This is a genomic window from Flavobacterium sp. PS2, assembly GCF_046250155.1.
In the GTDB taxonomy this organism is placed as follows: Bacteria; Bacteroidota; Bacteroidia; order Flavobacteriales; family Flavobacteriaceae; genus Flavobacterium.
Genome location: NZ_CP176426.1, coordinates 2,582,387 through 2,608,349, shown reverse-complemented (window position 1 = coordinate 2,608,349; position 25,963 = coordinate 2,582,387). Strand labels below are relative to the sequence as shown.

The window sequence follows — 25,963 nt, the reverse complement described above, 5'->3', positions numbered from 1 at the left end:
AAACTTATTCTTCAAATAACTCCATCAGCTCCAAAGCTCTTTTGGTAGATTTCACATTCTCGAAAGTCAATAAAAGACGTAAACCATTTGGAGTTTCTTTTTCTTTCATTTTGCAAATATTACTATGTGTTTGCACAAAATTTATCACTTTATGAAAACGTTTCGATTGGTAATAATCAGACTGTTGATCGGAAACAAAATAACCAATCATTTTACCTTTTTTCATTACCAGTTTCTCAATTCCTATTTTAGTCGCAATCCATTTAATGCGGATACTATTCATCAACGCATTGGCACGCGGAGGCATTGGTCCAAAACGGTCAATTAATTTATTTTGGAAGAGAACCAGTTCTTCTTCATTTTTCACAGAACCCAACTCGTTGTACAAACTTAAACGCTCTGTGACATTATTAATATATTCATCAGAAAACAATAACTCAAAATCGGTATCGATTTGCAAGTCTTTTACGTACTCCTTCGTTTCAATATCGTTCTCTGCAGGATATAAATCTTTGAATTCGTTTTCTTTTAATTCTTCGATAGCTTCATTCATGATTTTTTGATAGGTATCAAACCCGATTTCATTAATGAAACCACTTTGTTCACCTCCTAATAAATCTCCTGCTCCACGAATTTCAAGATCTTTCATAGCGATATTAAAACCGCTTCCTAACTCGCTAAATTGTTCTAAAGCCTGGATTCGTTTACGAGCATCTTCGGTCATGGATGAATATGGCGGACAGATGAAATAACAGAATGCTTTCTTGTTACTACGCCCTACTCGACCACGCATTTGATGTAAATCCGATAATCCGAAGTTATTAGCATTATTGATGAAAATGGTGTTGGCATTTGGTACATCAAGACCACTCTCGATAATTGTTGTAGCTACCAGAACATCAAAATCTCCGTTCATGAACGCTAGCATTAATTCTTCCAGCTTAGCACCTTCCATTTGTCCGTGTCCGATTCCTACTCTTGCATTTGGGACTAAACGCTGAATCATTCCGGCAACTTCTTTTATATTTTCGATTCGGTTATTAATAAAGAAAACCTGTCCGTTACGCTGAATCTCATACGAAATCGCATCACGAATCAATTCTTCATTAAACCCAACTACATTAGTCTCGATTGGGTAACGATTGGGCGGAGGTGTTGTAATTACAGATAAATCTCGCGCTGCCATTAAGGAGAATTGTAATGTTCTCGGAATTGGCGTTGCTGTTAATGTCAACGTATCAACATTGGCGGCAATTGTCTTCAGTTTATCTTTTACGTTTACTCCAAACTTTTGTTCTTCGTCGACAATTAGCAATCCTAAATCTTTAAAAACTACATTTTTATTTACTAATTGGTGCGTACCAATTACGATATCTAGTTTTCCTTCGGCTAAATCTTTAAGCGTTTGCGCTTTTTGTTTTGCAGTTCTAAAACGGTTTAAATACCCAACAGAAACAGGCATTTCTTTTAATCGTTCCGAAAAAGTACGGTAATGCTGGTAGGCAAGAATTGTTGTTGGCACCAAGACTGCAACTTGCTTGCTATTATCTACTGCTTTAAAAGCGGCACGAATTGCAACTTCTGTTTTTCCGAATCCTACATCACCACAAACCAAACGATCCATTGGTCGGTCGCTTTCCATATCGGCTTTTACTTCCTGTGTTGATTTAGTTTGATCTGGTGTATCTTCGTAAATAAACGAACTTTCTAATTCGTTTTGTAAGTAACTATCTGGCGCAAACTGGAATCCTTTTTCTAATCTTCTTTTTGCATACAACTGAATAAGATTGAAGGCAATATGTTTGACACGTGCTTTGGTTTTTTGTTTTAAAATCTTCCAAGCATTCGAACCTAACTTATAAATTTTGGGTGGCGTTCCGTCTTTTCCGTTGTATTTAGAAATTTTATGAAGCGAGTGTATACTCACATACACAATATCATTATCGGCATAAACCAACTTAATGGCTTCTTGCGTTTTTCCTTCTACCTGAATTTTTTGTAAACCACCAAATCGCCCGATTCCGTGATCGATATGCGTTACATAATCCCCAACCGATAATGTGGTTAATTCTTTAAGCGTGATATTCTGTTTTTTAGAATAGCCGTTTTTAATATTGAATTTATGGTAACGCTCAAAAATCTGATGATCGGTATAACACGTAATCTGATTTTCGTCATCGATAAAACCTTGATACAATGGTAAAACTATCGTATGATATTGCTTGCGAATATTCTCAGAATTGGCTTCGTCCAAGGTTTCAAAAATATCATGAAAACGTTTTGCCTGCGCATCATTAGAACAGAACAAATAATTCTTGTATCCGTTAAAATGATTATCACTTAAATTATTCAACAATAAATCAAACTGTTTATTAAATGAGGGTTGTGGCTGAATATGGAAATCGTATTTCTTGATTGTTTTAAAAATTGGTTTACTGGCCAATTCTACAATCGAAAAATCTAGTGCTTTTTTTATAAATGACTTCTGGTTTAGGAATAACTGATCTGGCGTTGCGCGCTTAATTTCTTGCGATAATTTCTCGTAAGCTTCTTCGGCTCTTGCAAATTGTTTGTCTAACTGACTCAGAAATCCATCTGTATCTTGAATAAAAAGAACTGTTTTTTCAGAAATATAATCCAAAAAACTTTCTCTATTTTCCTGAAACACTTTGTTCTCGACATTGGGTATTATCGTGATTTTTTTATGTGTTTCTATAGATAATTGTGTTCCAACATCAAAGCTTCGAATACTATCGACTTCGTTTCCAAAAAACTCAATTCGATATGGATTATCATTTGAAAAAGAAAACACATCTACAATTCCTCCTCGAACAGAAAACTCTCCAGGCTCGGTAATAAAATCTACTCTTTTGAATTCATATTCGAATAAAACTTCATTAATAAAATCAATTGAAATTTTATCGCCAACCGACACTTTCAACGTATTCTTATCCAACTCTTTTCGAGTCACTACTTTTTCAAATAATGCTTCGGGATAAGTTACGATTACAGCGGGTTTTTTACGCGAATTAATTCGGTTTAATACTTCCGCACGAAGCAAAACATTAGCATTATCAGTGTCTTCTATCTGATACGGTCTTCGGTAAGATCCGGGATAAAACAATACATCTTGCTCCCCGATCATTTGCTCTAAATCGTTCAGATAATACGCTGCTTCTTCTTTATTATCCAAAATAACAAGAAAAGGCAATTCGGCTTTCTTAAACAAAGAACGAATTACAAATGAAAACGACGATCCTAACAATCCGTTAAGATGCAATTTTACTTCATTGTTTTCTATTAACTGATTGGCAATTTGCTGTGTTTTGGGCAAATTATCGTACGTAGTATATAAAGCACTTTTACTCAACTCTAGGAATATTTGGGGTCACTTTTTCATTAGGAATTGCTCTTGCAGTATCCTTTATCATTTTCATTAACTCTGTCTCCCCGTCTTCAACAGGAATCTTACTCTTTACAAGAATCTTATCCATTTGTCTTTGTAAAGCCATTAGTTCATTATTTATTTCTCTGATTAAAATACTGACCTTTTCGTCGGGAATTCTATCCAAATGAATATATAAATCCATCATTTTTATTTTCGTAATTATGATAGCGATTCTGGTTTTAACTTGAGGCACATTAAGTTGGGCTGGAATATTATTATTTAAAGCCTCAGCGCTTTTGGTGATTTCAGTAGATTTTTTTTGAAATGCTCCAATGGTTTTTTGAGGTGTACCTTTTAATACTTTTAAAAACAGGTGCCATTCATTCCATTGGTTTTCAATTTGTTCTGAAGCCTCATTAATAGAACTATCGTAAAAAACCCAACTATTTCTAATATTATTAAAAATCAATTCTTTCTTTTTGGCTTCCTTTTTATTTTCGGCAAGTCGCTTTTCGTCGTTATTCTGACAAGAATTTAAAAGAAAAACAAAAAGCAGGAAAAGAGATATTCTATATTTCATCGGTTCAAACATTAAGCTACAAAGTTACAAAGTAATTTTACAATTACGAATTCTGTTTTTTGCTAAAGATTCTATAAATCAAACGCGTTTTTTGCCATAGGTCTGCTTCATCTGTGGCTAACTTAAATTGTCTATAAAGGGACGCGGATTATGCGGATTCGCTATCGCGAAAACACGGATTAAACGGATTTCCATCTATTATTTTTAAAAATCCGTTTTTAATCCGCGTTTTTACTTTTGTAAATCCGTATCATCCGCGTGCTTAACGGTAAAAACAATTAAACACCTCAACGGAGAATAATCCAAAAATCAATCTTCATCCTTATTAAATTTATAATTTGTTATTCCGAAAAGTAAAATTATTTGCGAAAACGTTATATTTGCGTTACTAAAAACAACACATAATGAATCCAAAAATATTAATCATTGGTGCTTGCGGTCAAATCGGAACGGAGCTTACCCAAAAACTACGCAAATTATACGGAACAGAAAATGTAATTGCATCTGACATTCGTAAATTAAATACTGACGTTGTTAATTCTGGTCCTTTTGAAGTAGTGAATGCCTTAGATTTCAATCAAATCGAGCACCTTGTAGAGGTTCATAAAATAACTGATATTTATTTAATGGCTGCTTTATTATCGGCTACTGCCGAAAAGAATCCAGCATTTGCTTGGGACCTAAACATGAACTCTTTGTTTCACGTTTTAAACTTAGCCAAGGCAAATAAAATAAAAAAGATTTTCTGGCCATCTAGTATTGCTGTTTTTGGACCTACAACTCCAAAAGAAAACACTCCACAATATACTGTCATGGAACCTTCGACTGTATACGGAATTAGTAAACAAGCTGGTGAAAGATGGTGCGAATACTACCATAACATTTATGGTGTCGATGTAAGAAGTATCCGTTACCCTGGTTTAATTAGCTGGTCTACACCTCCAGGTGGTGGAACTACAGATTATGCTGTTGATATTTTTTATAAAGCTATTGCCGATAAAAAATACGAATGTTTCTTATCATCTGAAACTAAAATGCCAATGATGTATATGGATGATGCTATAGAAGCAACTATAAATATCATGAAAGCCCCTGCTGAAAAGATCAAAATTCACTCCTCTTACAATTTAGCTGCAATAAGTTTTACTCCTACTGAAATTGCAGCAGAAATTAAAAAACATATTCCTGAATTTACGATTTCATACAATCCAGACTTCCGTCAAAAAATTGCTGATAGCTGGCCTGCTAGCATCGACGATAGTTCGGCTAGAGAAGATTGGGATTGGAATCATACTTTCGACCTTGAGTCAATGACTAAAGATATGCTGGAGCATTTAGGTAACAAAAAATAAACATCGCCTTTATACGATAAAAGTCCATTTTTAAAAGGAATTCCTTTTAAAAATGGACTTTTCTTTTTTTACCAAACAGATCCTTTCCTTTTAATTACAAACATTATTTGTCATTTAAAATTTGATTGCTTTATATTTTTCTTATTTTTGATTTAGCTATGAATAACTCAATAATTCATACAAAATCATCAATCAAATCACAATAAAAACGTTAATCAAATGACAAATTCTTATCATCCTGTCGAACAAAGCAAAAGAACTGCTATTGTCGACATTCTTCGGGGCTGGGCCATATTAGGCGTTGCAATTGGCAATTATTCCGGTTTACCACACATTAATCTACCACAAGAAACTAAGAATAGTATGTTATCTGAAATACTATCTAATTTTGATCAGTTTTTTTTCTCTGGAAAATCCTGGACTTTATTAACAATCTTGTTTGGTTATGGCTTTGCAATTTTAATTAATAATGTCGCTGCGAAAGGCAAAAATCCAGTTACTTTTTTTAGCTGGCGAATGATATTGCTTTTTGGTTTGGCTTTTATTAATTGTATTTTTTGGTTTGGCGACATCTTAAAAGATTATGCTTTTCTAGGACTTGTATTATTGTTTTTTTACAAATGTTCTGCAAAGACATTAAGTATAATCTGTACAGTTCTTATTCTTATCATTCCTTTTTTAATGGCTTATATCAAAGGTTTTAACTTTGAAAGAATAGATATTATCTCCAATCCTGAATATTTAAAATTATACCACTCAGGAAACTGGCTGGACTTTTTTAAGTTTAATCTATTGGCTTCTTATTACCAGCAAATCGTTTCTCCTGGTTATGCCATTATAGCACATATTGTAATGCTGGCTTGTATGCTTTTTGGGGTTCTGCTTCAAAAATTAGATTTTTTTAATCGTTTAAACGAAAAGAAAAAACTTTTAAAATATGTACTTATAATCAGTCTGATTATTGCCGTTACAATTGGTATTGTTTTTTTCTTTGCTATTGAAAACAAAGCTGGCTTCCTTAAATTCTTCCACCCCTATTACTGGCTTATTTTAAGTACAATGGTTTTTATTGCAACGGGAATATGCTTGTTATACGAAAATGGTAAACTAAAAACGATCTTCAAATATTTTAGTGCTGGCGGAAAAATGACTTTGACAAATTATATATCTCAAAATATACTCGTTGCCTTTATTTTCTCCGGAATTGGTTTAAATATTGAGAATTCCTTTCCGTATTGGTTTTACTTTTTATTAGCTGTTTCTGTTTTTACAATTCAATTATTTATTAGCAAATGGTGGCTTTCTAAATACAATTATGGACCAATTGAGTGGCTATGGAGATGTGCAAGTTATAGAGAATTATTTCCGTTTAAAAAACAAAAACAGAACACCTTTATTTCTGAAACTAATGCAGAAGCAGCAGAATAATCATCTCAATAAAAAAACCATTTATAAAAACTACAAATTCAGTTAATTATATGACAAATTCATTTCAACCAGTTCAGGAAAACAAAAGAACTGCCATCGTAGATATTTTAAGAGGATGGGCGTTATTAGGGGTTGTAATAGGTAACTATGTCGATTATCGTTATGTAGGATTAGAAAGCGCTGTTCTTAAAAAAGGCCCTTTTTCTGAAGTAATCGCTGCAATTAATCAATATTTTTTTGCTGCCAAATCCTGGACTTTACTAAGCGTTCTATTTGGTTATGGTTTTGCAGTACTTATTAATAATGTGGCAAGTAAAGGCAAAAATCCAGTTTTATTTTTTTGCTGGAGAATGGTTATTCTTTTTATACTTGCTTTTATTAACTCTGCATTTTGGTTTGGCGACATCTTAAAAGATTATGCCTTTTTGGGTCTATTTCTTTTATTGTTTTACAAAAGTTCTAAAAAAACAATACTTATAACCTGCGCAATACTCTTTTTGACTATTCCGTTTCTTACAGCATACATCAATTCGATAACACAGACTTTACCAAACGTACAATCGGACGTTAAATATTTAAAGCTATTTTACTCGGGAAATTGGCTAGATTTATTTCAATTTAATTTGCTAGGTACTTATTATAGCGAAATGATTAATCTGGTATATGCCGTTACGGTACATGTAGTAATGTTTGCTTGTATGCTTTTAGGTTTTTATGCTCAAAAAATTAACTTCTTTAATCGTTTACCAGAATTTAAAAAACTATTAGAAAGAACCATTATAACAACTTTTATTATTGCGCTAGTATTTGGTTTTCTTTTAATAACGGCAATAAATTATAAAGTACCTTTCCTTAAATATTTCCATCCAATATTCTGGTTAATAATAAATACTATGCTATTTATTGCATCGGGAATATGCTTGCTTTACACAAATGGTAAACTAAAAACTATTTTTAGCTATTTTAACGTGAGTGGAAAAATGACATTGACCAATTATATGGTTCAAAACATTCTGGCTACCTTTATTTTTTCGGGTATTGGCTTAAAAATCTACAATACATTACCTTATTGGTTTTACTTTTTTCTTGCGGTAGCATTATTCATAGTTCAACTTTTTATAAGCAAATGGTGGCTTTCTAAATACAACTATGGTCCTGTCGAATGGTTATGGAGATCTGCCAGTTATAGACAGTTTTTCCCATTTAAAAAACAAAAACAGAACACTATTATTTCTGAAACTAATACGGAAGTAGTAAAATAATCATTTTTTAAGAAAACCATTTTTTAAATAAAAAGCCCTTAAAGAACAATATGTCTTTAAGGGCTTTTTTATTGAATAAGAGCAAAGATTTACTTCACTTCATAAACATTATTCGCAGGTTTAATATCAGCCATTAATCCGCTTGGATCAATAGTGATTTTCTTAATTGTGCTTTTGCTTTTTGAGATTGTCAAATTATAAGTTGGCATTGCCCAAGCCCAGTCATTTGAAACCGTTCTTTTCATAGAAGGATTAGGATTTTCTTTTATGAAATTCATCATTCGTAACGGAATGTAAAAACTCTCTTTAGTTCCATCTGTATATTCTACAGTTAAATCAATAGGCATTGGCATTCTTCCAATTCTTTCTAAAGTTACCACTGTTTTATCTCCACTATCAGCTATGTCTTTAATACCGTAATCAATAGTATTCGTAGTTCCTGTCCAATCGATTAAATACCAATCTAACTCTGCTCCCGAAACGCGCTCAGCAGTTCTCTTGATATCGTTTGGTGATGGATGTTTGAATTTAAAATCGCTATAATATTTTTTTAATGTTTTATCTAGATTATTTTCACCAATCAAATATCCTAATTGAGACAAAAAGATACTTCCTTTTACATAAGAAGAAATACTATACGGTCTGTTTTCATCATAACGATCACCATGTGTAGTTTGTGGTTGTTCTTTACCAGATTCTACCAATTTATAATACGCTGCATAATTTCCTTTAAACGGATTTTCTACTTTTTTATCTCCAGCTAATTCATTTAAAGCTAAATCTTCGATGTAAGTTGTAAAACCTTCATCCATCCATGGGTGCTTAGATTCATTTGAAGCCAAAACATGCTGGAACCAAGAGTGTCCTAACTCATGCGTTGCCGTTCCTAAAATTCCTTCCAGAGTTCCGTTTCCTAACATTAGAGTACACATTGCATATTCCATTCCGCCATCTCCACCTTGAATAAATGAATATTGTTTGTACGGATATGGTCCTACTTTATGATCATAAAAATCCATTACTTTCACCATTAATGGCTCTAGTTTCTTCCAGTTTTCTGTAGTTTTTGGATTGTTTTTGTATAAGAAATGTAAATCAACATCATTTGGTCCTTTTACCACATCATGAGTATATTCTTTATCGGCTGCCCAAGTAAAATCATGTACCATTGGTGCTACAAAATGCCAGGTAAGTGTTTTTGTTTTTTTAGGATAAACTACTGTAACACCAGCATCTTCATATCCATGACCAATTTCATTTTTGTTTTGCAAATATCCAGAACCTCCGATTGTGTAGTCTTTGTCGATTGTAATTTTTACGTCAAAATTTCCCCAAACTCCATGAAATTCTCTTGCGATATAAGGATCTGCATGCCAACCTTCAAAATCAAATTCGGCCAATTTAGGATACCATTGAGACATTGACAAAGCAACACCTTCTGAGTTATTTCTTCCTGCACGGCGAATTTGTACTGGAACTTGTCCGTCAAAGTCTAATGTAAAAGTAGTTTTTGAGTTTGGCAAAATTGGCTTAGCCAAAGTAACTTCCATAACAGTTCCCGAAACTCTTGTTGTAGCAGTTACACCATCTTGCTTGAAATTGGTAATATTAAGAAAACCTATTTCATTAGGTTTTAAAGTTTTCATGCGGCTTTCTTTAACATCTTTGCCATCAACTTTTACCTTATTTATCATTCTTCCATCAGGATCTTTTATAGTCTGGATTCTTGCATCCATCTCACTTCCTGGTTGAAATGCATTAAAAAACAAATGGTAAAATACTTTTCTTAAAGTATCTGGCGAGTTATTAGTATAAACCAATTCTTGCTTGCCTTTGTACAAATAGTCTTTTACATCCATCGATACATCCATTTTATAATCTACATGTTGTTGCCAATAAGGTGCATTTTGAGCAACTAGTGAGCCAAAACTAAGGCTCAAAAAAGAAAGTAATATAATTTTTCGCATGGGCTATATAATAAAAATGGAAGGGTTGCCACCCTTCCATCGGATTAATATTCTTTACAATTTATTTTTTTGACATTTTTTCTGCCATCAATAACGCATTATAAGCATTCACCATTTTAGCCGTTTTTGACGACTCTAACGATGAAACAGCTACTGGCTTTTCTGCTGGATTTGGATTTTCACCCAAAACTACCATCGACGGAAGCAAAACGCCAGAATCCATCAATATATGTTTTACTTGCGAAGCTTTTAATTTTGGATAGTACGAACGAATTAAAGCTGCAACTCCCGCAGCATTAGGAGCCGCCATCGATGTTCCTTGCAAATATTTGTATTTGTTATTTGGAACTGTTGCATAGATTTCTTCTCCTGGAGCATAAACATCAACGTTTATTTTTCCAAAATTAGAGAAACTAGCAATTACATTTTCTCCGTATACTTTATTAATTGCTCCAATTGTAATTAAATTATCTACAAACTCTTTTATGTTGTCTTCAGAATCATTTGGATAATTGATGTTTTTCTCAATATCTATATTGTATCCATCATTTCCAGCTGCGTGTACAATTAGTACATCTTTTTTAGCAGCATATTTTATAGCATCATAAACCCATTTTTTATGTGGAGAAAAGCTTTTCCCGAAACTTCCGTTAATTACTTTTGCTCCATTATCTACTGCATAACGTATTGCCAATGCAATGTCTTTATCATACTCATCTCCATCTGGAACAGCTCTTACAGTCATAATTTCGACATTATTAGCAACTCCGTCTCCACCTAAATTGTTGTGACGAACCTGAGCTACAATACCTGCTACGTGAGTTCCGTGTAATGCTTTTTCTTTATCTGGTCCTGTAACATTGTTATTACCATAACGAGTATTTTTAATATCCTCTGGATTATCACCTACAATTTTACGACCATCAAATTCTTTATTCAAATTATAATTTAACTGATCATAAACCTGAGCTCTATATTCTTCAAAATCTGCTTCAGGATTAAAAGTTGGACCTGCATTACCAAAAATTTGAGTCATTATCATTTTAGCTCTAAGTACTTTTGAATCTGTAGAGCTAATTGTACTTAAATCTTCAAGATTGTAGTTTTCTTTATTCAGAGCTGTTTTCACAGTCTTGTGTACTTCTAGTAAAAAATCTACTTGTTCTTTATCTTTTAAAGCTTTCTCGTATTTTTCATTGTATTGTGCCAAGGCGTTTTTATATTCAGCAGAGCCATCGTCACCTTTCTTTACGATACGAGTCATTTCTGTATTCTCGTTTACAGCATCACCAAGAAAGTTCCATCCATGAACATCATCTATAAAACCATTCTTATCATCATCGATTCCGTTACCAGGAATTTCTTTTGTATTCGTCCAGATGTATCCTTGTAAATCTTCGTGTTCTATATCTACACCCGAATCAACAATTCCTACGATTACCTTTACTCCTTTTTTGTCTTTTAGTAATTCGGCATACGCTTTATCAACACTCATTCCGGGGATAGTATCTTTTACTAAATCCAGATGACTCCATCTTTTTAAATCATTTTCAGAAAGTGGGGCTTTTTTTACAATAACTAAAGGTGCTGTAATAGTTTCTTTAGAAGTTGAAACTTGTGCCTGTACAGTTGCACTACTAGCTAAAGCAAGTAATACCCAAGCAGATATGTAAATAGGTTTAATACTATTCATTTATGTAAATTTAATAAAAGTTAAAATATGGGCCTAAATTATGATTTTTGTTACAAAAAAAAGACAGATTAACAATCTGTTAGGAATCTGATTTAATCTTTTCTTGACAAAATGAAACGGCTCAAATATAAACATTCTTTAAGAAATGAAAATACCGAATCTAATTACAATCTGATAAATAAAATTTTAACACGAAATCATTTGTAATTTGTATCATTGCATATTCTAATTCAAATAGTTAAAATTATGATTAAAAAACTACTCTTTATTATTTTCTTGGCATTTTCCTCAACTTATGCTCAAACTACTACTGTCCCAACATACGTACCGAAGGACGGATTACTTGCTTATTTCCCTTTTAATGGTAATGCAAATGATGCAAGCGGAAGTGGAAGCGACGGAAATCCTACAGATGTTACTCTAACTACCGATCGTTTTGGAGTTGCCAATACAGCCTACTCTTTTAATGGCATCAGCAGTAATATTAATGCTCTAATAACTAATATTCCTCAAAACAATTCTCCAAGAACAATTTCGGGATGGTTCAAGACAAATGATGCCTTTACATCCCCAGACAAATATGAAATTTGTATTTTTAACTATGGTATTTTAGCAAAAACACAAAGACTTTCTCTTTCTGTTTACTCAAAGGGATACCTCAATGTAGTAAATGGCCCTGTTTTTTCTGACGGCTCTTTTTATGTAAACAACTTTGATTATTCAAACAATGACTGGTATTTCTACACACTTACATACGATGGAACTAAAGCTTCATTATTTATCAATGGCGAATTTGTATCTGAAAATCTTATAAGCTTAAACACTACAGGCAATACTTTCAAAATAGGACAAAGAATTCCTGGGGATACTACAGATGAAAGCTTCAAAGGTAAAATAGATGATATTGGAATTTGGAATCGTGTTTTAACTCCAACAGAGATCAACGCTTTATATGAGTCTGGTGACACAAGCAGTTTTTACACATTAATCCCCGACGCAAACTTTGAGAAAAAGTTAATTGCGTTAGGACTTGATTCTGGTCCTATTAATGGAAAAGTCATGACCGCAAATATTTCATCTATAACTTCCTTAGACGTATCTGCCAGCCAGATATCCGATTTAACTGGAATTGAAAGCTTTGCCGCTTTACAAGTCCTTAATTGCAGAGCTAATTACTTAACAAATTTAAACATATCCAAAAATAATGCTCTGACATATTTAAACTGTAGCAGCAATCGACTAACAAATTTGGATATTTCTAGTAACATTAATTTAAAAACTTTAAGCTGTGATAACAATCAATTAACCAGTTTAGATGCCTCTAGCAACATTGCTTTAACAACTTTATATTGTAGCTCCAATAGCGCACTAACAAATTTGAATGTTTCTAAAAATACTGCTTTAACATATTTAAAATGTAATGCTAATAAGTTGACATCTTTAAATGTTTCCAATAATACTGCTTTAACAAATTTAAATTGTAGTGACAATAAATTAACTAATCTGGATGTTGAAAAGAACGTCTCTCTAAATATTTTATACGTAGCGGTCAATCAATTAACAAATTTAAATCTTTCTAATAATGTTAACTTAACTGAATTATATTGCGGCGTAAACCAATTAACTAATTTAGATCTTTCAAAAAATATTGCTTTAACAAATTTCGATTGTAGTGAAAATCTACTATTAGCAAGTCTTAATTTAAAAAACGGAAAAAATACGCTTTTAAAAAGTTCAAATTTGGGATTCATTTACAATCCACAATTAACCTGTATTCAAGTAGATGATGTAGCATATTCTGATGCAAATTGGTCAAGCAAAAAAGATGCTAAAGCAACTTTTAGTACCGCTTGTTCTCCAAAATACATACTACTACCTGACAATAATTTTGAACAAAAATTAATTGATTTAGGAATTGATACAGATGGCTTAAACGGAAAAATTTCCAATTCAAATATAAGCACGATCACCTCTCTGAATCTTTCAAATAGTAATATTTCAGATTTAGCAGGTATTGAAAATTTCACATCGTTAACGGATTTAGATTGTAGTAATAATCAATTAACGACTCTAAACCTGAATCAAAATCTACTTTTAGAAACACTTAATGCGTCTTCTAACCAAATTACTACATTGGATTTATCAAAAAACACCAATCTTAAAATCATATACATTGCAAACAATCCGCTAGTATCATTAAACATACGAAATGGAAATAATACAAAACTTATTGTACCATCAAAAGCTGGAAAAAGAACTGCTATTAGCACAAGTTTTCTAGGTCTTAATAAGCTTGGCTGCATTCAGGTAGATGATGAGGAATACTCAAATGCCAATTGGTCAAATATAAAAGAACCAACCACGATTTATTCAAACACTTGTAAAACTTTGGGTCTCGAAGAATCCATATTCGACAAAGTTGTAATTTATCCAAACCCAACAAAAGGAGAATTACACATTAATAACATTTTGCTAAATAAAGCAACTGTTTATGATGCTTTGGGCAAATTGATAAAAACAACGACTTTCAGCACTGGTAATAATGACAACATAATTCATTTAGCTGGTTTACCAAAAGGCATTTATTATGTATATCTAGAAAGCGAAGGTACAAATACTGCTAAAAAAGTTATTGTAGAGTAACCAACTTTAGTTAAACCTAAAAAATCCCATTCTCGTTATATATCGAGAATGGGATTTCTGTTTTATTTAAATTTCATTCTTTTAAAGGACATCCTCACAAGTAAAAACATCTTTAAGGCGAACACCTTTTTCAGTATGTTCTACCGTTATGATTTGATTGTGTGCATCATGTTCCAGAAACAAATAGTAATTATTATCTGCGGCAGCGTTTAGGAATTTTGCTTTTTCAGGTAGCGTTAACAAAGGTCGAGTATCATATCCCATAACATACGGTAACGGAATATGTCCGGCTGTAGCCAATAAATCGGCGCAAAAAACAATTGTTTTATCTTGGTACTGAATATGCGGGATCATTTGTTTTTCGGTATGACCATCAGCAAAGAAAATACCAAAGCCAAGTTCAGATGTTGGAAGAAAATCTGCTTCCGGTCTTTTTATAAAATTTAATTGACCGCTTTCTTGCATTGGCAAAATATTCTCGGATAAGAAAGAAGCTTTCTCACGAGCATTAGGTTTCGTTGCCCATTCCCAATGATTTTCGTTACTCCAGAATTTTGCATTTTTAAATGCTGGTTCATACCCTGTTTTATCAGCATTCCATTGTACACTTCCGCCACAATGATCAAAATGCAAATGCGTCATAAAAACATCGGTAATATCATCTCGATGAAACCCATATTGAGCCAATGATTTATCTATAGAGTGTGAGCCCCAAAGCGAATAATACCCAAAAAACTTTTCAGTTTGCTTATCACCCATTCCAGTATCAATCAGAATAAGTCGATTACCATCTTCAATAAGCAAACATCTTGCGGCGATATCTATTAAATTGTTAGCATCGGCTGGGTTGGTTTTATTCCAAATAGTTTTAGGTACAACACCAAACATTGCACCTCCGTCTAATTTAAAATTTCCAGTTTCTATAGGATATAACTTCATTATATTTTTTATTATAAAATTAAACATCAAAAAAGCAAAATCACGATATATTCAAAAAAACTATCAAATAGCGTCTTAAATTATCAAAACCTCAAACTTTTTAAATAATCCTGCAATTTAACAAAATCCTTTTGCATTAAATGAAATCAAATAGACTTTATCTATTTTAACATTAATTATAAAAATGTTAAGCGTTATGGAAAAAGGTTTTTATATAGTATCTTTGCCCATAATTTAGACAATAATCTATATAACAATGATAAAGGTTTCAGATACTGCCAAAAAGAAAATTATCGACTTGATGCAAGACGATGGTTTTGATGCCGCACATGACTACGTGAGAGTAGGCGTGAAAAGTGGTGGTTGCTCCGGTTTATCATATGATCTAAAATTTGATAAAACCAAAGGAGACGACGATAAAATATTCGTAGACAATGATATAACTATTGCTGTCGAGAAAAAATCATTTCTGTATTTAGCTGGAACAATATTAGAGTTCTCAGGTGGATTAAACGGAAAAGGATTTGTATTTAATAATCCAAACGCAAGCAGAACTTGTGGTTGTGGAGAATCTTTTTCTCTATAAATAATTAAATGATTGCAAAATTTAAAGATTTAAAAATTGCGTAAGTGATTTTGATATTTAAATCCTTCAATTTTTAAATCTTTCAATAAAAAAACAATGAGCAAATACACAGAAGACGATTTAAAAATCGAACTCGAAACTAAAGAATACGAATACGGATTTTATACAAATATAGAATCGGATACGTTTCCTATTGGGCTAAACGAAGACATAGTTCGTGCCATTTCTCTAAAAAAAGAAGAACCTCAATGGATGACCGATTGGCGTATTGAAGCTTTTCGTGCATGGGAAGAAATGATTGAACCAGAATGGGCTAATGTACATTATCAAAAACCCGATTTCCAGGCTATTTCATATTATTCTGCTCCTAAACAAGTAGATCCAAATAAAACATTAGACGATGTTGATCCGGAGCTTTTAGAAATGTACAAAAAGTTAGGAATCTCTGTCGATGAACAAAAAATGATGAACAATGTCGCTATGGATATTGTTGTCGATTCTGTTTCTGTTGCAACTACTTTCAAAAAAACATTGGGAGAAAAAGGTATTATTTTTTGCCCAATTTCAGAAGCAATTAAAGAGCATCCAGAATTAGTTCGTAAATATTTAGGAACAGTTGTACCACAAAAAGACAATTTTTATGCTGCATTAAATTCTGCAGTATTCTCAGATGGTTCATTCTGTTATATTCCAAAAGGCGTTCGTTGCCCAATGGAACTTTCAACTTATTTTCGAATCAATCAAGCAGGAACAGGACAATTCGAAAGAACATTGGTTATTGCTGACGAAGGAAGCTATGTATCATACCTGGAAGGTTGTACAGCACCAAGCCGTGACGAAAATCAATTACACGCTGCTGTAGTAGAATTAATCGCTCTTGATGATGCTGAAATTAAATACTCGACTGTTCAAAACTGGTATCCAGGAAATAAAGAAGGAAAAGGTGGGGTTTTTAATTTTGTAACCAAAAGAGGTTTATGCGAAACTAACGCAAAAATTTCATGGACTCAGGTTGAAACTGGTTCTGCCGTTACTTGGAAATATCCTTCTTGTGTTTTAAAAGGCGACAATTCGGTAGGTGAATTTTATTCGATTGCCGTTACCAATAATCACCAACAAGCGGATACTGGAACAAAAATGATTCATTTAGGAAAAAATACTAAATCGACTATCATTTCAAAAGGTATTTCGGCTGGAAAATCACAAAACAGCTACCGCGGATTAGTGCAAATAAGTGCTCGAGCTGATAATGCCAGAAACTTTTCTCAATGTGACTCCCTTTTAATGGGTAACAATTGCGGTGCACACACTTTTCCTTATATCGAAAGTAAAAATCCTTCTGCAAAAATAGAACACGAAGCTACAACAAGTAAAATTGGTGAAGACCAAGTATTTTACTGTAATCAACGTGGAATTCCAACTGAAAAAGCAATTGCATTAATTGTAAACGGTTTCAGTAAAGACGTTTTAAATAAACTTCCAATGGAATTTGCTGTAGAGGCACAAAAATTATTAGAAATTTCTTTGGAAGGTTCTGTAGGATAGAAATTGTTTAAAGTTTAAAGTTTAAAGTTTTAAAACTGCTTTAAACTTCGAATATAACTTTAAACAAAATATAAATGGCAACAATAACAAGATTTGAAGATTTAGACATTTGGCAAGAAGCTCGGAGATTAGCCAAAGAAATTCAGATTATTGCTACTGAAACCGAATTGAAAAATGATTTTAGATTTAGAGATCAAATAAAAGCATCATCAGGTTCAATAATGGATAACATTGCTGAAGGATTTGAAAGAAACGGTAATTTAGAATTTAGACAATTTTTATCGATTGCAAAAGGTTCTGCCGGAGAAACGAGATCTCAATTATACCGAGCTTTTGATTATAATTATATTAACGTAGATAAATTTGAAATCCTGAAAAAAGATTTTGAAAATCTAAGTGGAAGAATAAACAATTTTATATCATATTTAAACAAGAAAGATTTTAAAGGAACAAAGTTTCAGTAAACACGGGAACTTTAAACTTTAAACCTTAAACAAAGAAAACATGTTATCAATAAAAAACCTTCACGCCTCAATTGGCGATAAAGAAATTCTTAAAGGAATAAACATAGAAGTTAAAGCTGGCGAAGTACATGCCATCATGGGACCAAACGGTTCTGGAAAAAGTACACTTTCGGCAGTAATTGCCGGAAACGAAAACTACGAAGTAACACAAGGTGAGGTTTTTCTTGACGGAGAAGATTTAGCCGATTTAGCACCAGAAGAAAGAGCACACAAAGGTGTTTTCCTTTCTTTTCAATATCCTGTAGAAATCCCAGGAGTTAGTGTAACTAACTTTATGAGAACTGCAATCAATGAAACTCGCAAAGCAAACGGACAAGAGGAAATGCCAGCTAACGAAATGTTGAAAGTAATTCGCGAGAAATCTGAATTATTAGAAATTGACCGTAAGTTTTTATCACGTTCTCTTAACGAAGGTTTTTCTGGTGGAGAGAAAAAACGTAATGAAATTTTTCAAATGGCAATGTTGGAGCCAAAACTAGCAATCCTTGACGAAACAGATTCAGGTTTAGATATCGATGCGTTAAGAATCGTTGCTAATGGTGTTAACAAACTAAAAAGCGACAAAAACGCAATTATTGTTATCACACACTACCAACGTCTACTAGACTATATCGTTCCTGATTTCGTTCACGTACTTTACAACGGAAAAATTGTAAAATCTGGAGGAAAAGAATTGGCTTATGAGCTTGAAGAAAAAGGATACGACTGGATTAAAGCAGAAAATTAAAAGTTGTTTAAAGCTTAAAGTTTAAAGTTCCTACAACAACTTTAAACTTTTAAACCTTAAACTTTAAACAAAAAGAAAAAATGGATTTAAAAGAAAAATTAGTATCGTCTTTTATGGCTTTTGAAGAAAGTGTTGATGTCAATTCAGATCTTCACGAAATCAGAACACAAGCGATAAAAAACTTCGAAAATAAAGGTTTCCCAACTAAAAAAGAAGAAGCTTGGAAATATACATCGTTAAATGCCATCCTAAAAAATGACTTTACAGTATTTCCAAAACAAGAAAATGCAATCGAATTTAATCATGTAAAGAAATACTTCTTACATGAAATAGACACTTATAAAGTAGTTTTTATTGATGGTGTTTTTAGCTCGCATTTATCTTCTACCACACATGATGGAATTGATGTTTGTTTGATGTCTTCGGCATTGACAAAACCTAAATATAAAATGGTTATTGATAAGTACTTTAATCAAATCGCTAATAAAGAAGATAGTTTAACTTCTTTAAACACAGCATTTGCAATTGAAGGAGCTTATATCAATATCCCTAAAAAGAAAGTAGCTGCTAAACCTATTGAAATCATGTATTTCTCAACAGGGAATGAAGCTGCACTTATGGTTCAACCAAGAAACTTGGTAATTGTGGGTGAAAATTCACATGTACAAATTATTGAACGCCACCAAAGTTTAAATGAGAATCCTGTTTTAACCAATGCTGTTACAGAAATTTTCACAGAAAAACGTGCCATTATTGATTATTACAAGATTCAAAATGATAATAGCGAAGCCAATTTGATCGACAATACTTATGTTTCGCAACAACAAGAAAGTCACGCATCGGTTCACACATTTTCTTTTGGCGGAAACTTAACCCGAAACAATCTGAATTTCTATCACTTTGGAGAAAGGTTAACAAGTACGTTAAACGGAATAACAATTATTGGCGAGAAACAACACGTAGATCATTATACTTTAGTAAAACACTCTACTCCAAATTGCGAAAGTTTCCAGGATTACAAAGGAATTTTTACAGACCGTTCAATAGGTGTTTTCAACGGAAAAGTATTAGTTGAAAAAGAAGCGCAAAAAACAAATGCGTTCCAAAAAAGCAACAATATCTTATTGAGTGATAAAGCAACTATAAATGCTAAACCACAATTAGAGATTTTTGCCGATGATGTAAAATGTTCTCACGGTTGTACAGTTGGACAATTAGACGAAACAGCAATGTTCTACATGCAATCTCGTGGAATCCCTCAAAAAGAAGCCAAAGCATTGCTAATGTATGCATTCTCGAATGCCGTTATCGAAAGCATCAAAATACCAGAATTAAAAAAACGAATCACTACGATTATAGCTAGCAAACTAGGTGTGAAAATGGGATTTGATTTATAGAGGATTTTAACCGCAAAACTTTAAAGTTTTAAACGCAAAGTTCACAAAGGTTTACGCAAAGGGCGCTAAGTTTAGTAATTAAACTCTGCGCCCTTTGTGATTTCTTTTACTTTGCGAACTTTGCGGTTAATTTTTTATTTAATGGCAGAAACTACCTCCTTCAAAAATACATTAAAATCAAATTCGAGATCATCTGTCAAGCCCATTCTTACTATTACTAAATCCAAAGATGGAATAATAAATACTTTCTGACCTTGAAAACCGCTACAGTAAAACATATCTCGTGGTGCATCTTTATACTTTCCACCGGCATTTAACCAAAATTGAGCCCCGTAATCACCATTTGATGTATTGGTAGGTGTAGATACATATTTCACCCAACTTTCGTCAAGAATTTGCTCTCCATTCCAGTTTCCTTTATGCAAATATAACAAACCTAATTTCGACCAATCTCTTGTTGTAGCCCAAGCATATGACGAACCTACATAATTCCCAACCATATCCGTTTCGATAACTGCAGAGTTCATTCCGATTTTATCTATTAAAGCCGAATACCAAAAATCCAGATATTCCTGATGTGTCTTAAATTGTTTTCTCAAAATAGCCGATAGCAAATTGCTAGTTCCCGAAGAATAATTCCAGTGTGTATTAGGCTTAAACAAAGCTGGTTTTTCTAACTGTACTTTTGCCATATCTTCAGATTCAAAAAGCATAATAGTAGCATCACAAATTGTATTGTAATTCTCAACCCATTCTAAGCCCGAGTTCATATGAAGCAAATCGTTGGTTGTAATGACTTTACGCCCATCATTTTGCCATTCGGCTATTGGAGCAGGTTTATAAATATCAAACTTTTTTTGCTTTTGCAGAACTCCAAACATAGTTCCAGTAATACTTTTAGTCATAGACCAACCAAGTAATTTACTGTTTTTGGTAAAACCTGACTCGTATTTTTCAGTAATCAATTTATCTTTATACAAAACCAAAACCGATCGTGTTCTTTTCGTTTTTCCTCCTGAAGCATCAAAAGCGTTTGCAATAGCTTTATTTAATTTTGCATAATCTATATTAGAAAACAAGGTATCTTTCGGTTCATTATTCCCATAAGGGAATGGTAAATTATTCACCAACTTCGTCCTTTTAGGAACTTCATATGGTTTAGATTCATCAAAATTATCATTAATTAATGTAGCACCGATACCTTCACGGTAAATAGCTTTTCGCTCTTTTAATCCGTAAACATTTGATGTAGCAAATTTCCCTTCTTCATTAATTTTACTTGTAGCCAAGTCGAGTAAAGGAATATCATTATCTCCTTTTTCTATAGATTCCAGCGAACGATTATCGATAAAATGACATGATGCAATACTTTTTGAAGTAAAGCCAGAAATCAAATCGAGTTTGGGATAAGTAGTAAATCTGAAATAAATAACAATGATAACCAGAAGAAGAACAAGTAGTTTTAAGATTTTTTTCATAATTGTACAGGTTAATTTACACTGCAATATAATTATAATTTCTTCACAAATTAACTTTGAATCCATTCAAAATCAAATACAAACCACTAAAAAATATCAAATCAGCAAGACAATATTGTATTTAATGTGATTATCTAAAACCAGAAAAGGAAATTTAGCAATTGCTACTTAAAACAATTTTGTTTTAGTACTTTTGTATGTAGAATTTTTCTAAATAAGATATGCTAGATATTCATAAAATAAGAGCTGAGTTTCCGATACTTTCACAAAAAGTAAACGGGAAACCTTTGGTATACTTTGATAACGGAGCAACATCACAAAAACCACAAGTTGTGATTGATGCAATTTCAAAATATTACCAAGAGATTAATGCAAACATACACCGTGGAGTACATACTTTGAGCCAGTTAGCAACCGATGCTTACGAAATTTCAAGAGTAAAAATCCAACATCATATTAATGCCAAACTTTTGCACGAAGTATTATTTACTTCGGGAACAACTCACGGAATTAATTTAGTCGCAAATGGTTTTGCTTCTATATTAAAACCTGGAGATGAAGTACTGGTTTCGGCGTTAGAGCATCACAGTAATATTGTGCCTTGGCAAATGTTGTGTGAGAAAACTGGTGCTATTCTTAAAGTGATTCCGATGACTCAGTCTGGAGAACTTGACATTACTGCATACGAATCTTTATTATCGGATAAGACCAAGATTGTAACTGTAAATCATATTTCGAATGCGTTGGGAACAATCAATCCGATAAAACATATGATTGAGAAAGCCCATGTAGTTGGCGCAGCAGTTCTAATAGATGGTGCACAAGCCGTTCCACATTTAAAACCTGATGTTCAGGATTTAGATTGTGACTTTTATGCTTTTTCAGGACATAAAATGTGTGGACCAACAGGAACTGGAATTTTATATGGTAAAGAAAGTTGGCTAAATAAATTACCTCCTTATCAAGGTGGTGGTGAAATGATTAAAGAAGTTACTTTCGAAAAAACTACTTATGCTGATCTTCCTCATAAATTTGAAGCCGGAACGCCAAATATTGCTGGCGGAATTGTTTTAGGAACTGCAGTAGATTACATGAATAGCGTAGGTTTTGAGAATATTCAACAACAAGAAAATGAATTATTAGCTCATGCTACAAAACAATTACTTGAAATTGAAGGTTTAAGAATTTATGGTACTGGTAAAGAAAAAGCTTCGGTTATCTCATTTAATATCGACGGAATTCACCCATATGATATTGGTTCGATAATTGATAAATTAGGAATTGCAGTACGAACAGGACATCACTGTACTCAACCGATTATGAATTACTTTGAAATTCCGGGAACTGTTAGAGCATCTTTCTCTTTTTATAATACAAAAGAAGAAATTGATTTAATGGTCGAAGCAGTGAAAAAAGCTAAAACAATGCTATCTTAACAACACGACATATGAAAATACTATCTTTTTTACTTCTGACAATTTTTATAGGAAACAGCTGTACTAGCCAAAAGAATACAGATATGAGTACAACACAGATAGAATATTCGGCTATGTCGCGAGGTTATTATCTGAAGGTTGTGGTAAAAGACCAAATGGTTACTATCACAAAAAGCAGAGGTGAAGAATCTGCTACCAATAAAATCAATGGAATGCAATGGGCAAAAATTACTTCTGAATTTAAAAAAATAAATTTAGAGGCAATTCCAAATTTAAAAGCACCTACCGAAAAACGTTTTCATGATGGAGCTGCCATTGCAAATTTAAAAATAACACAAAACGGAAAAACCTATGAAACAAAAGGATTTGACCATGGTTTTCCGCCAACAGAAATAGAAAAATTAGTAACTTTATTAGTTGCTTTTACGCAAGAATAACATGACAATAAAAGAAATACAAGACGAAATAGTCGACGAGTTCTCCATGTTCGACGATTGGATGCAACGTTATGAATACATTATCGAACTAGGCAAAAATCTTCCGTTAATAAAAGAAGAATATAAAACAGACGAAAATCTAATTAAAGGCTGCCAATCGAAAGTTTGGTTACAAGGCGAGCAGAATGATGATAAAATTGTTTTTACTGCTGATAGTGATGCTATTTTAACCAAAGGAATCATTGCAATCTTAATTAGAGCTTTCTCAAATCAGAAAGCAGAAGATATCTTAAAAGCAGATGTTGATTTTATTGATGCAATTGGACTAAAAGAGCATTTATCTGCAACACGTGCAAACGGTTTAGTTTCGATGATTAAAAATATCAAAATGTACGCTTTGGCATTCGACTCAAAAAACAAAAATTAAATTAATAAAACATAATGTTTTTGATTTGAACCATTAAGAAATTAAGTTTCATTAAGAAATAAACTTAATCATCTTACTATAAAATAACTAAAACATTAAATTTCATAAAGAAGCAAAACTTAATTTTCTTAATATCTTAATGGTGAGAAAAAAATAAGCTTGCTGTTTAAAATGAACTTACATCACTTATACGGTGAAAAAAACAAAAACAAAAAAATGGAACACGAAATAGACACTAACGAATTAGGAGAATCAATCGTAAAAATCTTAAAAACAATATACGACCCTGAGATTCCTGTAGATATATATGAGTTAGGATTAATTTATGATGTAATGGTAAATACTGATTACGAAGTAAAAATCTTAATGACACTTACATCTCCAAACTGCCCAGTAGCCGAAAGTTTACCAAGAGAAGTTGAAGAGAAAGTAAAATCTATCGACAATGTAAAAGATGCTGAAGTAGAGATTACTTTTGATCCGCCTTGGAGCAAAGAGTTAATGAGCGAAGAAGCTAAATTAGAATTAGGAATGCTTTAAAAAGTAAACGGTTTTCAGTCTCAGTTTACAGTATTTAACTGTGACTGAAGACTGAAACTGAAAACTAAAAGAAATGGAAGAAATAATCAATAAAGTTGCCAATAGTGCTTTGGAAGTTTTTGACCTAGAGGATTATTATCCAAAAGGATTGCGTGCGCAAATTGATATTTCGCAATGGCTACTGGAAGGTTTTCTATTAAAAGAAAAAGACTTTCGCGAACACCTTAAAAACCACAATTGGTCACAATACCAAGATGCTTATGTAGCAATTAATTGCAGCACAGATGCGATAGTTCCCGCTTGGGCTTCAATTTTGGTTGCTGTGCAATTAGCTCCATTTGCTAAAAAAATTGTTGATGGCACATTAGAAGATCTAGATGCTAGTTTGTATGAAGAAATCTTGCGCGAGCTGGATTATACTGCATATAAAAGCAAACCTGTTATTATAAAAGGATGTTCTAAAAAACCTGTCCCTACACGTGCTTACATCTTGGCGGCACACTATTTACAACCTTTTGCCAGAAGTATCATGTATGGCGAAGCGTGCTCTGCCGTGCCTTTATATAAAGAAAATAAGAAATAAATTACAAATAAAATTGAGTAAGTTTTAACAACTTCAAGGTTTTTAGTATATTTGTTTAAATCAACTTTTAAACAGGATCATATGAAAAATCTTCTTCAACTCCTTTTTATCTTCCTAACAAGCTTAACGTTTGTTGAGGCACAGAACACTGAAAAAGAATTAGTAAAAAACACAGAAAAAGCGGTAAAATTCATATCCGATACAACAGGAAATGGATGGAAAAGCACAGGGAATATCTCATTCCTTTTTAACCAATCTAATTTTAATAACTGGATTGCTGGTGGTGAAAATAATGTATCGGGAAACTTAGGGCTTAATTACAACATCAACTACAAGAAAGATGACATCAGTTGGGACAATAAAATCCTGGCTTCCTATGGTATCTTGCAAACAGAGAATTCTGATTTTGAGAAAAAAACAGATGACCGTTTAGAGATTAATTCTATTTACGGAAAAAGGGCATTCGGAAATTGGTATTACTCCTTTTTTGGTAATTTCAGAACTCAGTTTACCAAAGGATATGTTTACGGACAAGATGCAAATGGTGCTGAAATAAGAACTGAGAACACGAATTTCATGTCTCCGGGTTATCTTACTTTTGGTCCAGGTATTTTCTGGAAGAAAGATGACAATCTAAAATTAAACTTCGCTCCTGTAACCTCAAAAATGACCTTTGTAGACAAGTTATACACTTCTGAAGTTGGATATGTAGATGAATCTTATTTTGGCGTTAAAGCGAACAAAACGATGCGTTACGAGTTAGGTTTCTATGCTTCGGCGTATTATAAACTTAATATTATGACAAATGTTTCTGCCGAAAACATCTTAAACTTATATTCTAATTACTTAGAGGATCCTCAGAATGTAGACATCGATTATTCATTAAACATTGTAATGAAAATCAATAAATTCTTATCGACCAATTTATCCTTTCAAGCGATTTATGACGACAATGCTTTTCAAGGATTTCAAACCAGAGAAGTATTTGGTTTAGGAATCAACTATTTATTTTAAAACATAAAAAAAAGCGC

General features: G+C 32.7%; 21 protein-coding genes. 15 read left to right on the top strand and 6 right to left on the bottom strand.

Annotated features, from left to right (window positions below; genetic code table 11):
- Nucleotides 1-4: 4 nt before the first annotated feature.
- Together mfd and ACJ6WR_RS11185 are read right to left on the bottom strand one after the other, a co-directional pair.
- Complete coding sequence (gene mfd / locus ACJ6WR_RS11190; RefSeq protein WP_409417834.1) at nucleotides 5-3,370, bottom strand: transcription-repair coupling factor; 3,366 nt, start codon at nucleotides 3,368-3,370, stop codon at nucleotides 5-7.
- Nucleotides 3,363-3,968, bottom strand: a complete 606-nt coding sequence (locus ACJ6WR_RS11185) for a hypothetical protein (RefSeq protein WP_039113845.1) — start codon at nucleotides 3,966-3,968, stop codon at nucleotides 3,363-3,365. The genes mfd and ACJ6WR_RS11185 overlap by 8 nt, the downstream gene beginning before the upstream one ends.
- Before the next feature lie 404 nt (nucleotides 3,969-4,372).
- Here ACJ6WR_RS11185 and ACJ6WR_RS11180 point away from each other — a divergent pair, with 404 nt between their 5' ends.
- The 3 genes from ACJ6WR_RS11180 (at nucleotide 4,373) to ACJ6WR_RS11170 (ending at nucleotide 8,010) form a co-directional block, all read left to right on the top strand.
- On the top strand, nucleotides 4,373-5,320 hold the full coding sequence (locus ACJ6WR_RS11180) for an L-threonine 3-dehydrogenase (RefSeq protein ID WP_409417833.1): 948 nt from the start codon (nucleotides 4,373-4,375) through the stop codon (nucleotides 5,318-5,320).
- 219 nt (nucleotides 5,321-5,539) lie between these two features.
- The gene (locus tag ACJ6WR_RS11175) at nucleotides 5,540-6,748 is read left to right on the top strand and encodes a DUF418 domain-containing protein (RefSeq protein ID WP_409417832.1); all 1,209 of its coding nucleotides are present in this window, start codon (nucleotides 5,540-5,542) and stop codon (nucleotides 6,746-6,748) included.
- Between the two features lie 50 nt (nucleotides 6,749-6,798).
- On the top strand, nucleotides 6,799-8,010 hold the full coding sequence (locus ACJ6WR_RS11170) for a DUF418 domain-containing protein (RefSeq protein WP_409417831.1): 1,212 nt from the start codon (nucleotides 6,799-6,801) through the stop codon (nucleotides 8,008-8,010).
- 89 nt (nucleotides 8,011-8,099) lie between these two features.
- On the opposite strand, the gene ACJ6WR_RS11165 is transcribed toward ACJ6WR_RS11170, so the two are convergent.
- Together ACJ6WR_RS11165 and ACJ6WR_RS11160 are read right to left on the bottom strand one after the other, a co-directional pair.
- Complete coding sequence (locus ACJ6WR_RS11165) at nucleotides 8,100-9,977, bottom strand: M1 family metallopeptidase (RefSeq protein ID WP_409417830.1); 1,878 nt, start codon at nucleotides 9,975-9,977, stop codon at nucleotides 8,100-8,102.
- 61 nt (nucleotides 9,978-10,038) lie between these two features.
- Entirely contained in the window at nucleotides 10,039-11,670 is a 1,632-nt protein-coding gene (locus tag ACJ6WR_RS11160; RefSeq protein WP_409417829.1) for a S8 family peptidase, read from the bottom strand.
- A gap of 246 nt (nucleotides 11,671-11,916) precedes the next feature.
- Here ACJ6WR_RS11160 and ACJ6WR_RS11155 point away from each other — a divergent pair, with 246 nt between their 5' ends.
- A complete protein-coding gene (locus ACJ6WR_RS11155; RefSeq protein ID WP_409417828.1) occupies nucleotides 11,917-14,313 on the top strand; it encodes a LamG-like jellyroll fold domain-containing protein in 2,397 nt (798 codons plus the stop codon).
- Nucleotides 14,314-14,394: 81 nt separating this feature from the next.
- On the opposite strand, the gene ACJ6WR_RS11150 is transcribed toward ACJ6WR_RS11155, so the two are convergent.
- Entirely contained in the window at nucleotides 14,395-15,252 is an 858-nt protein-coding gene (locus ACJ6WR_RS11150; RefSeq protein WP_409417827.1) for an MBL fold metallo-hydrolase, read from the bottom strand.
- Nucleotides 15,253-15,508: 256 nt separating this feature from the next.
- On the opposite strand from ACJ6WR_RS11150, the gene ACJ6WR_RS11145 reads away from it, so the two are divergent.
- The 5 genes from ACJ6WR_RS11145 (at nucleotide 15,509) to sufD (ending at nucleotide 20,031) form a co-directional block, all read left to right on the top strand.
- Nucleotides 15,509-15,838 (top strand): iron-sulfur cluster assembly accessory protein, encoded by a 330-nt coding sequence (locus ACJ6WR_RS11145; protein WP_035618328.1) that lies wholly within the window; start codon nucleotides 15,509-15,511, stop codon nucleotides 15,836-15,838.
- Nucleotides 15,839-15,934: 96 nt separating this feature from the next.
- Nucleotides 15,935-17,383, top strand: coding sequence for a Fe-S cluster assembly protein SufB (gene sufB, locus ACJ6WR_RS11140; protein WP_039113609.1), 1,449 nt, complete (start codon nucleotides 15,935-15,937; stop codon nucleotides 17,381-17,383).
- A 74-nt stretch (nucleotides 17,384-17,457) separates the two neighbouring features.
- On the top strand, nucleotides 17,458-17,847 hold the full coding sequence (locus ACJ6WR_RS11135; protein WP_086895333.1) for a four helix bundle protein: 390 nt from the start codon (nucleotides 17,458-17,460) through the stop codon (nucleotides 17,845-17,847).
- Between the two features lie 40 nt (nucleotides 17,848-17,887).
- The gene (sufC, locus tag ACJ6WR_RS11130) at nucleotides 17,888-18,634 is read left to right on the top strand and encodes a Fe-S cluster assembly ATPase SufC (RefSeq protein ID WP_035618340.1); all 747 of its coding nucleotides are present in this window, start codon (nucleotides 17,888-17,890) and stop codon (nucleotides 18,632-18,634) included.
- Between the two features lie 80 nt (nucleotides 18,635-18,714).
- A complete protein-coding gene (sufD, locus tag ACJ6WR_RS11125; RefSeq protein WP_039113603.1) occupies nucleotides 18,715-20,031 on the top strand; it encodes a Fe-S cluster assembly protein SufD in 1,317 nt (438 codons plus the stop codon).
- A gap of 134 nt (nucleotides 20,032-20,165) precedes the next feature.
- Here sufD and ACJ6WR_RS11120 read toward each other — a convergent pair whose 3' ends face one another.
- The gene (locus ACJ6WR_RS11120; RefSeq protein ID WP_409417826.1) at nucleotides 20,166-21,509 is read right to left on the bottom strand and encodes a serine hydrolase domain-containing protein; all 1,344 of its coding nucleotides are present in this window, start codon (nucleotides 21,507-21,509) and stop codon (nucleotides 20,166-20,168) included.
- Nucleotides 21,510-21,730: 221 nt separating this feature from the next.
- Between ACJ6WR_RS11120 and ACJ6WR_RS11115 the strand changes: the two genes are divergently transcribed.
- The 6 genes from ACJ6WR_RS11115 (at nucleotide 21,731) to ACJ6WR_RS11090 (ending at nucleotide 25,946) form a co-directional block, all read left to right on the top strand.
- Nucleotides 21,731-22,945: an aminotransferase class V-fold PLP-dependent enzyme gene (locus ACJ6WR_RS11115; protein ID WP_039113602.1), complete on the top strand. Its 1,215-nt coding sequence runs from the start codon at nucleotides 21,731-21,733 to the stop codon at nucleotides 22,943-22,945.
- An 11-nt stretch (nucleotides 22,946-22,956) separates the two neighbouring features.
- On the top strand, nucleotides 22,957-23,382 hold the full coding sequence (locus ACJ6WR_RS11110) for a hypothetical protein (RefSeq protein ID WP_409417825.1): 426 nt from the start codon (nucleotides 22,957-22,959) through the stop codon (nucleotides 23,380-23,382).
- 1 nt (nucleotide 23,383) lies between these two features.
- Complete coding sequence (locus ACJ6WR_RS11105) at nucleotides 23,384-23,809, top strand: SufE family protein (protein WP_039113598.1); 426 nt, start codon at nucleotides 23,384-23,386, stop codon at nucleotides 23,807-23,809.
- 216 nt (nucleotides 23,810-24,025) lie between these two features.
- Entirely contained in the window at nucleotides 24,026-24,349 is a 324-nt protein-coding gene (locus ACJ6WR_RS11100) for an SUF system Fe-S cluster assembly protein (protein WP_039113842.1), read from the top strand.
- Between the two features lie 73 nt (nucleotides 24,350-24,422).
- A complete protein-coding gene (locus ACJ6WR_RS11095) occupies nucleotides 24,423-24,932 on the top strand; it encodes a DUF2480 family protein (protein ID WP_039120128.1) in 510 nt (169 codons plus the stop codon).
- Between the two features lie 81 nt (nucleotides 24,933-25,013).
- Nucleotides 25,014-25,946 (top strand): DUF3078 domain-containing protein, encoded by a 933-nt coding sequence (locus ACJ6WR_RS11090; protein WP_039113594.1) that lies wholly within the window; start codon nucleotides 25,014-25,016, stop codon nucleotides 25,944-25,946.
- Nucleotides 25,947-25,963 lie beyond the last annotated feature (17 nt).

What these genes read in the sequence shown, in the direction of transcription:
- ACJ6WR_RS11185 (WP_039113845.1), bottom strand. Translation starts at nt 3,968, where the DNA reads ATGAAATATAGAATATCTCTTTTCCTGCTTTTTGTTTTTCTTTTAAAT.
- ACJ6WR_RS11180 (WP_409417833.1), top strand. Translation starts at nt 4,373, where the DNA reads ATGAATCCAAAAATATTAATCATTGGTGCTTGCGGTCAAATCGGAACG.
- ACJ6WR_RS11175 (WP_409417832.1), top strand. Translation starts at nt 5,540, where the DNA reads ATGACAAATTCTTATCATCCTGTCGAACAAAGCAAAAGAACTGCTATT.
- ACJ6WR_RS11170 (WP_409417831.1), top strand. Translation starts at nt 6,799, where the DNA reads ATGACAAATTCATTTCAACCAGTTCAGGAAAACAAAAGAACTGCCATC.
- ACJ6WR_RS11165 (WP_409417830.1), bottom strand. Translation starts at nt 9,977, where the DNA reads ATGCGAAAAATTATATTACTTTCTTTTTTGAGCCTTAGTTTTGGCTCA.
- ACJ6WR_RS11160 (WP_409417829.1), bottom strand. Translation starts at nt 11,670, where the DNA reads ATGAATAGTATTAAACCTATTTACATATCTGCTTGGGTATTACTTGCT.
- ACJ6WR_RS11155 (WP_409417828.1), top strand. Translation starts at nt 11,917, where the DNA reads ATGATTAAAAAACTACTCTTTATTATTTTCTTGGCATTTTCCTCAACT.
- ACJ6WR_RS11150 (WP_409417827.1), bottom strand. Translation starts at nt 15,252, where the DNA reads ATGAAGTTATATCCTATAGAAACTGGAAATTTTAAATTAGACGGAGGT.
- ACJ6WR_RS11145 (WP_035618328.1), top strand. Translation starts at nt 15,509, where the DNA reads ATGATAAAGGTTTCAGATACTGCCAAAAAGAAAATTATCGACTTGATG.
- sufB (WP_039113609.1), top strand. Translation starts at nt 15,935, where the DNA reads ATGAGCAAATACACAGAAGACGATTTAAAAATCGAACTCGAAACTAAA.
- ACJ6WR_RS11135 (WP_086895333.1), top strand. Translation starts at nt 17,458, where the DNA reads ATGGCAACAATAACAAGATTTGAAGATTTAGACATTTGGCAAGAAGCT.
- sufC (WP_035618340.1), top strand. Translation starts at nt 17,888, where the DNA reads ATGTTATCAATAAAAAACCTTCACGCCTCAATTGGCGATAAAGAAATT.
- sufD (WP_039113603.1), top strand. Translation starts at nt 18,715, where the DNA reads ATGGATTTAAAAGAAAAATTAGTATCGTCTTTTATGGCTTTTGAAGAA.
- ACJ6WR_RS11120 (WP_409417826.1), bottom strand. Translation starts at nt 21,509, where the DNA reads ATGAAAAAAATCTTAAAACTACTTGTTCTTCTTCTGGTTATCATTGTT.
- ACJ6WR_RS11115 (WP_039113602.1), top strand. Translation starts at nt 21,731, where the DNA reads ATGCTAGATATTCATAAAATAAGAGCTGAGTTTCCGATACTTTCACAA.
- ACJ6WR_RS11110 (WP_409417825.1), top strand. Translation starts at nt 22,957, where the DNA reads ATGAAAATACTATCTTTTTTACTTCTGACAATTTTTATAGGAAACAGC.
- ACJ6WR_RS11105 (WP_039113598.1), top strand. Translation starts at nt 23,384, where the DNA reads ATGACAATAAAAGAAATACAAGACGAAATAGTCGACGAGTTCTCCATG.
- ACJ6WR_RS11100 (WP_039113842.1), top strand. Translation starts at nt 24,026, where the DNA reads ATGGAACACGAAATAGACACTAACGAATTAGGAGAATCAATCGTAAAA.
- ACJ6WR_RS11095 (WP_039120128.1), top strand. Translation starts at nt 24,423, where the DNA reads ATGGAAGAAATAATCAATAAAGTTGCCAATAGTGCTTTGGAAGTTTTT.
- ACJ6WR_RS11090 (WP_039113594.1), top strand. Translation starts at nt 25,014, where the DNA reads ATGAAAAATCTTCTTCAACTCCTTTTTATCTTCCTAACAAGCTTAACG.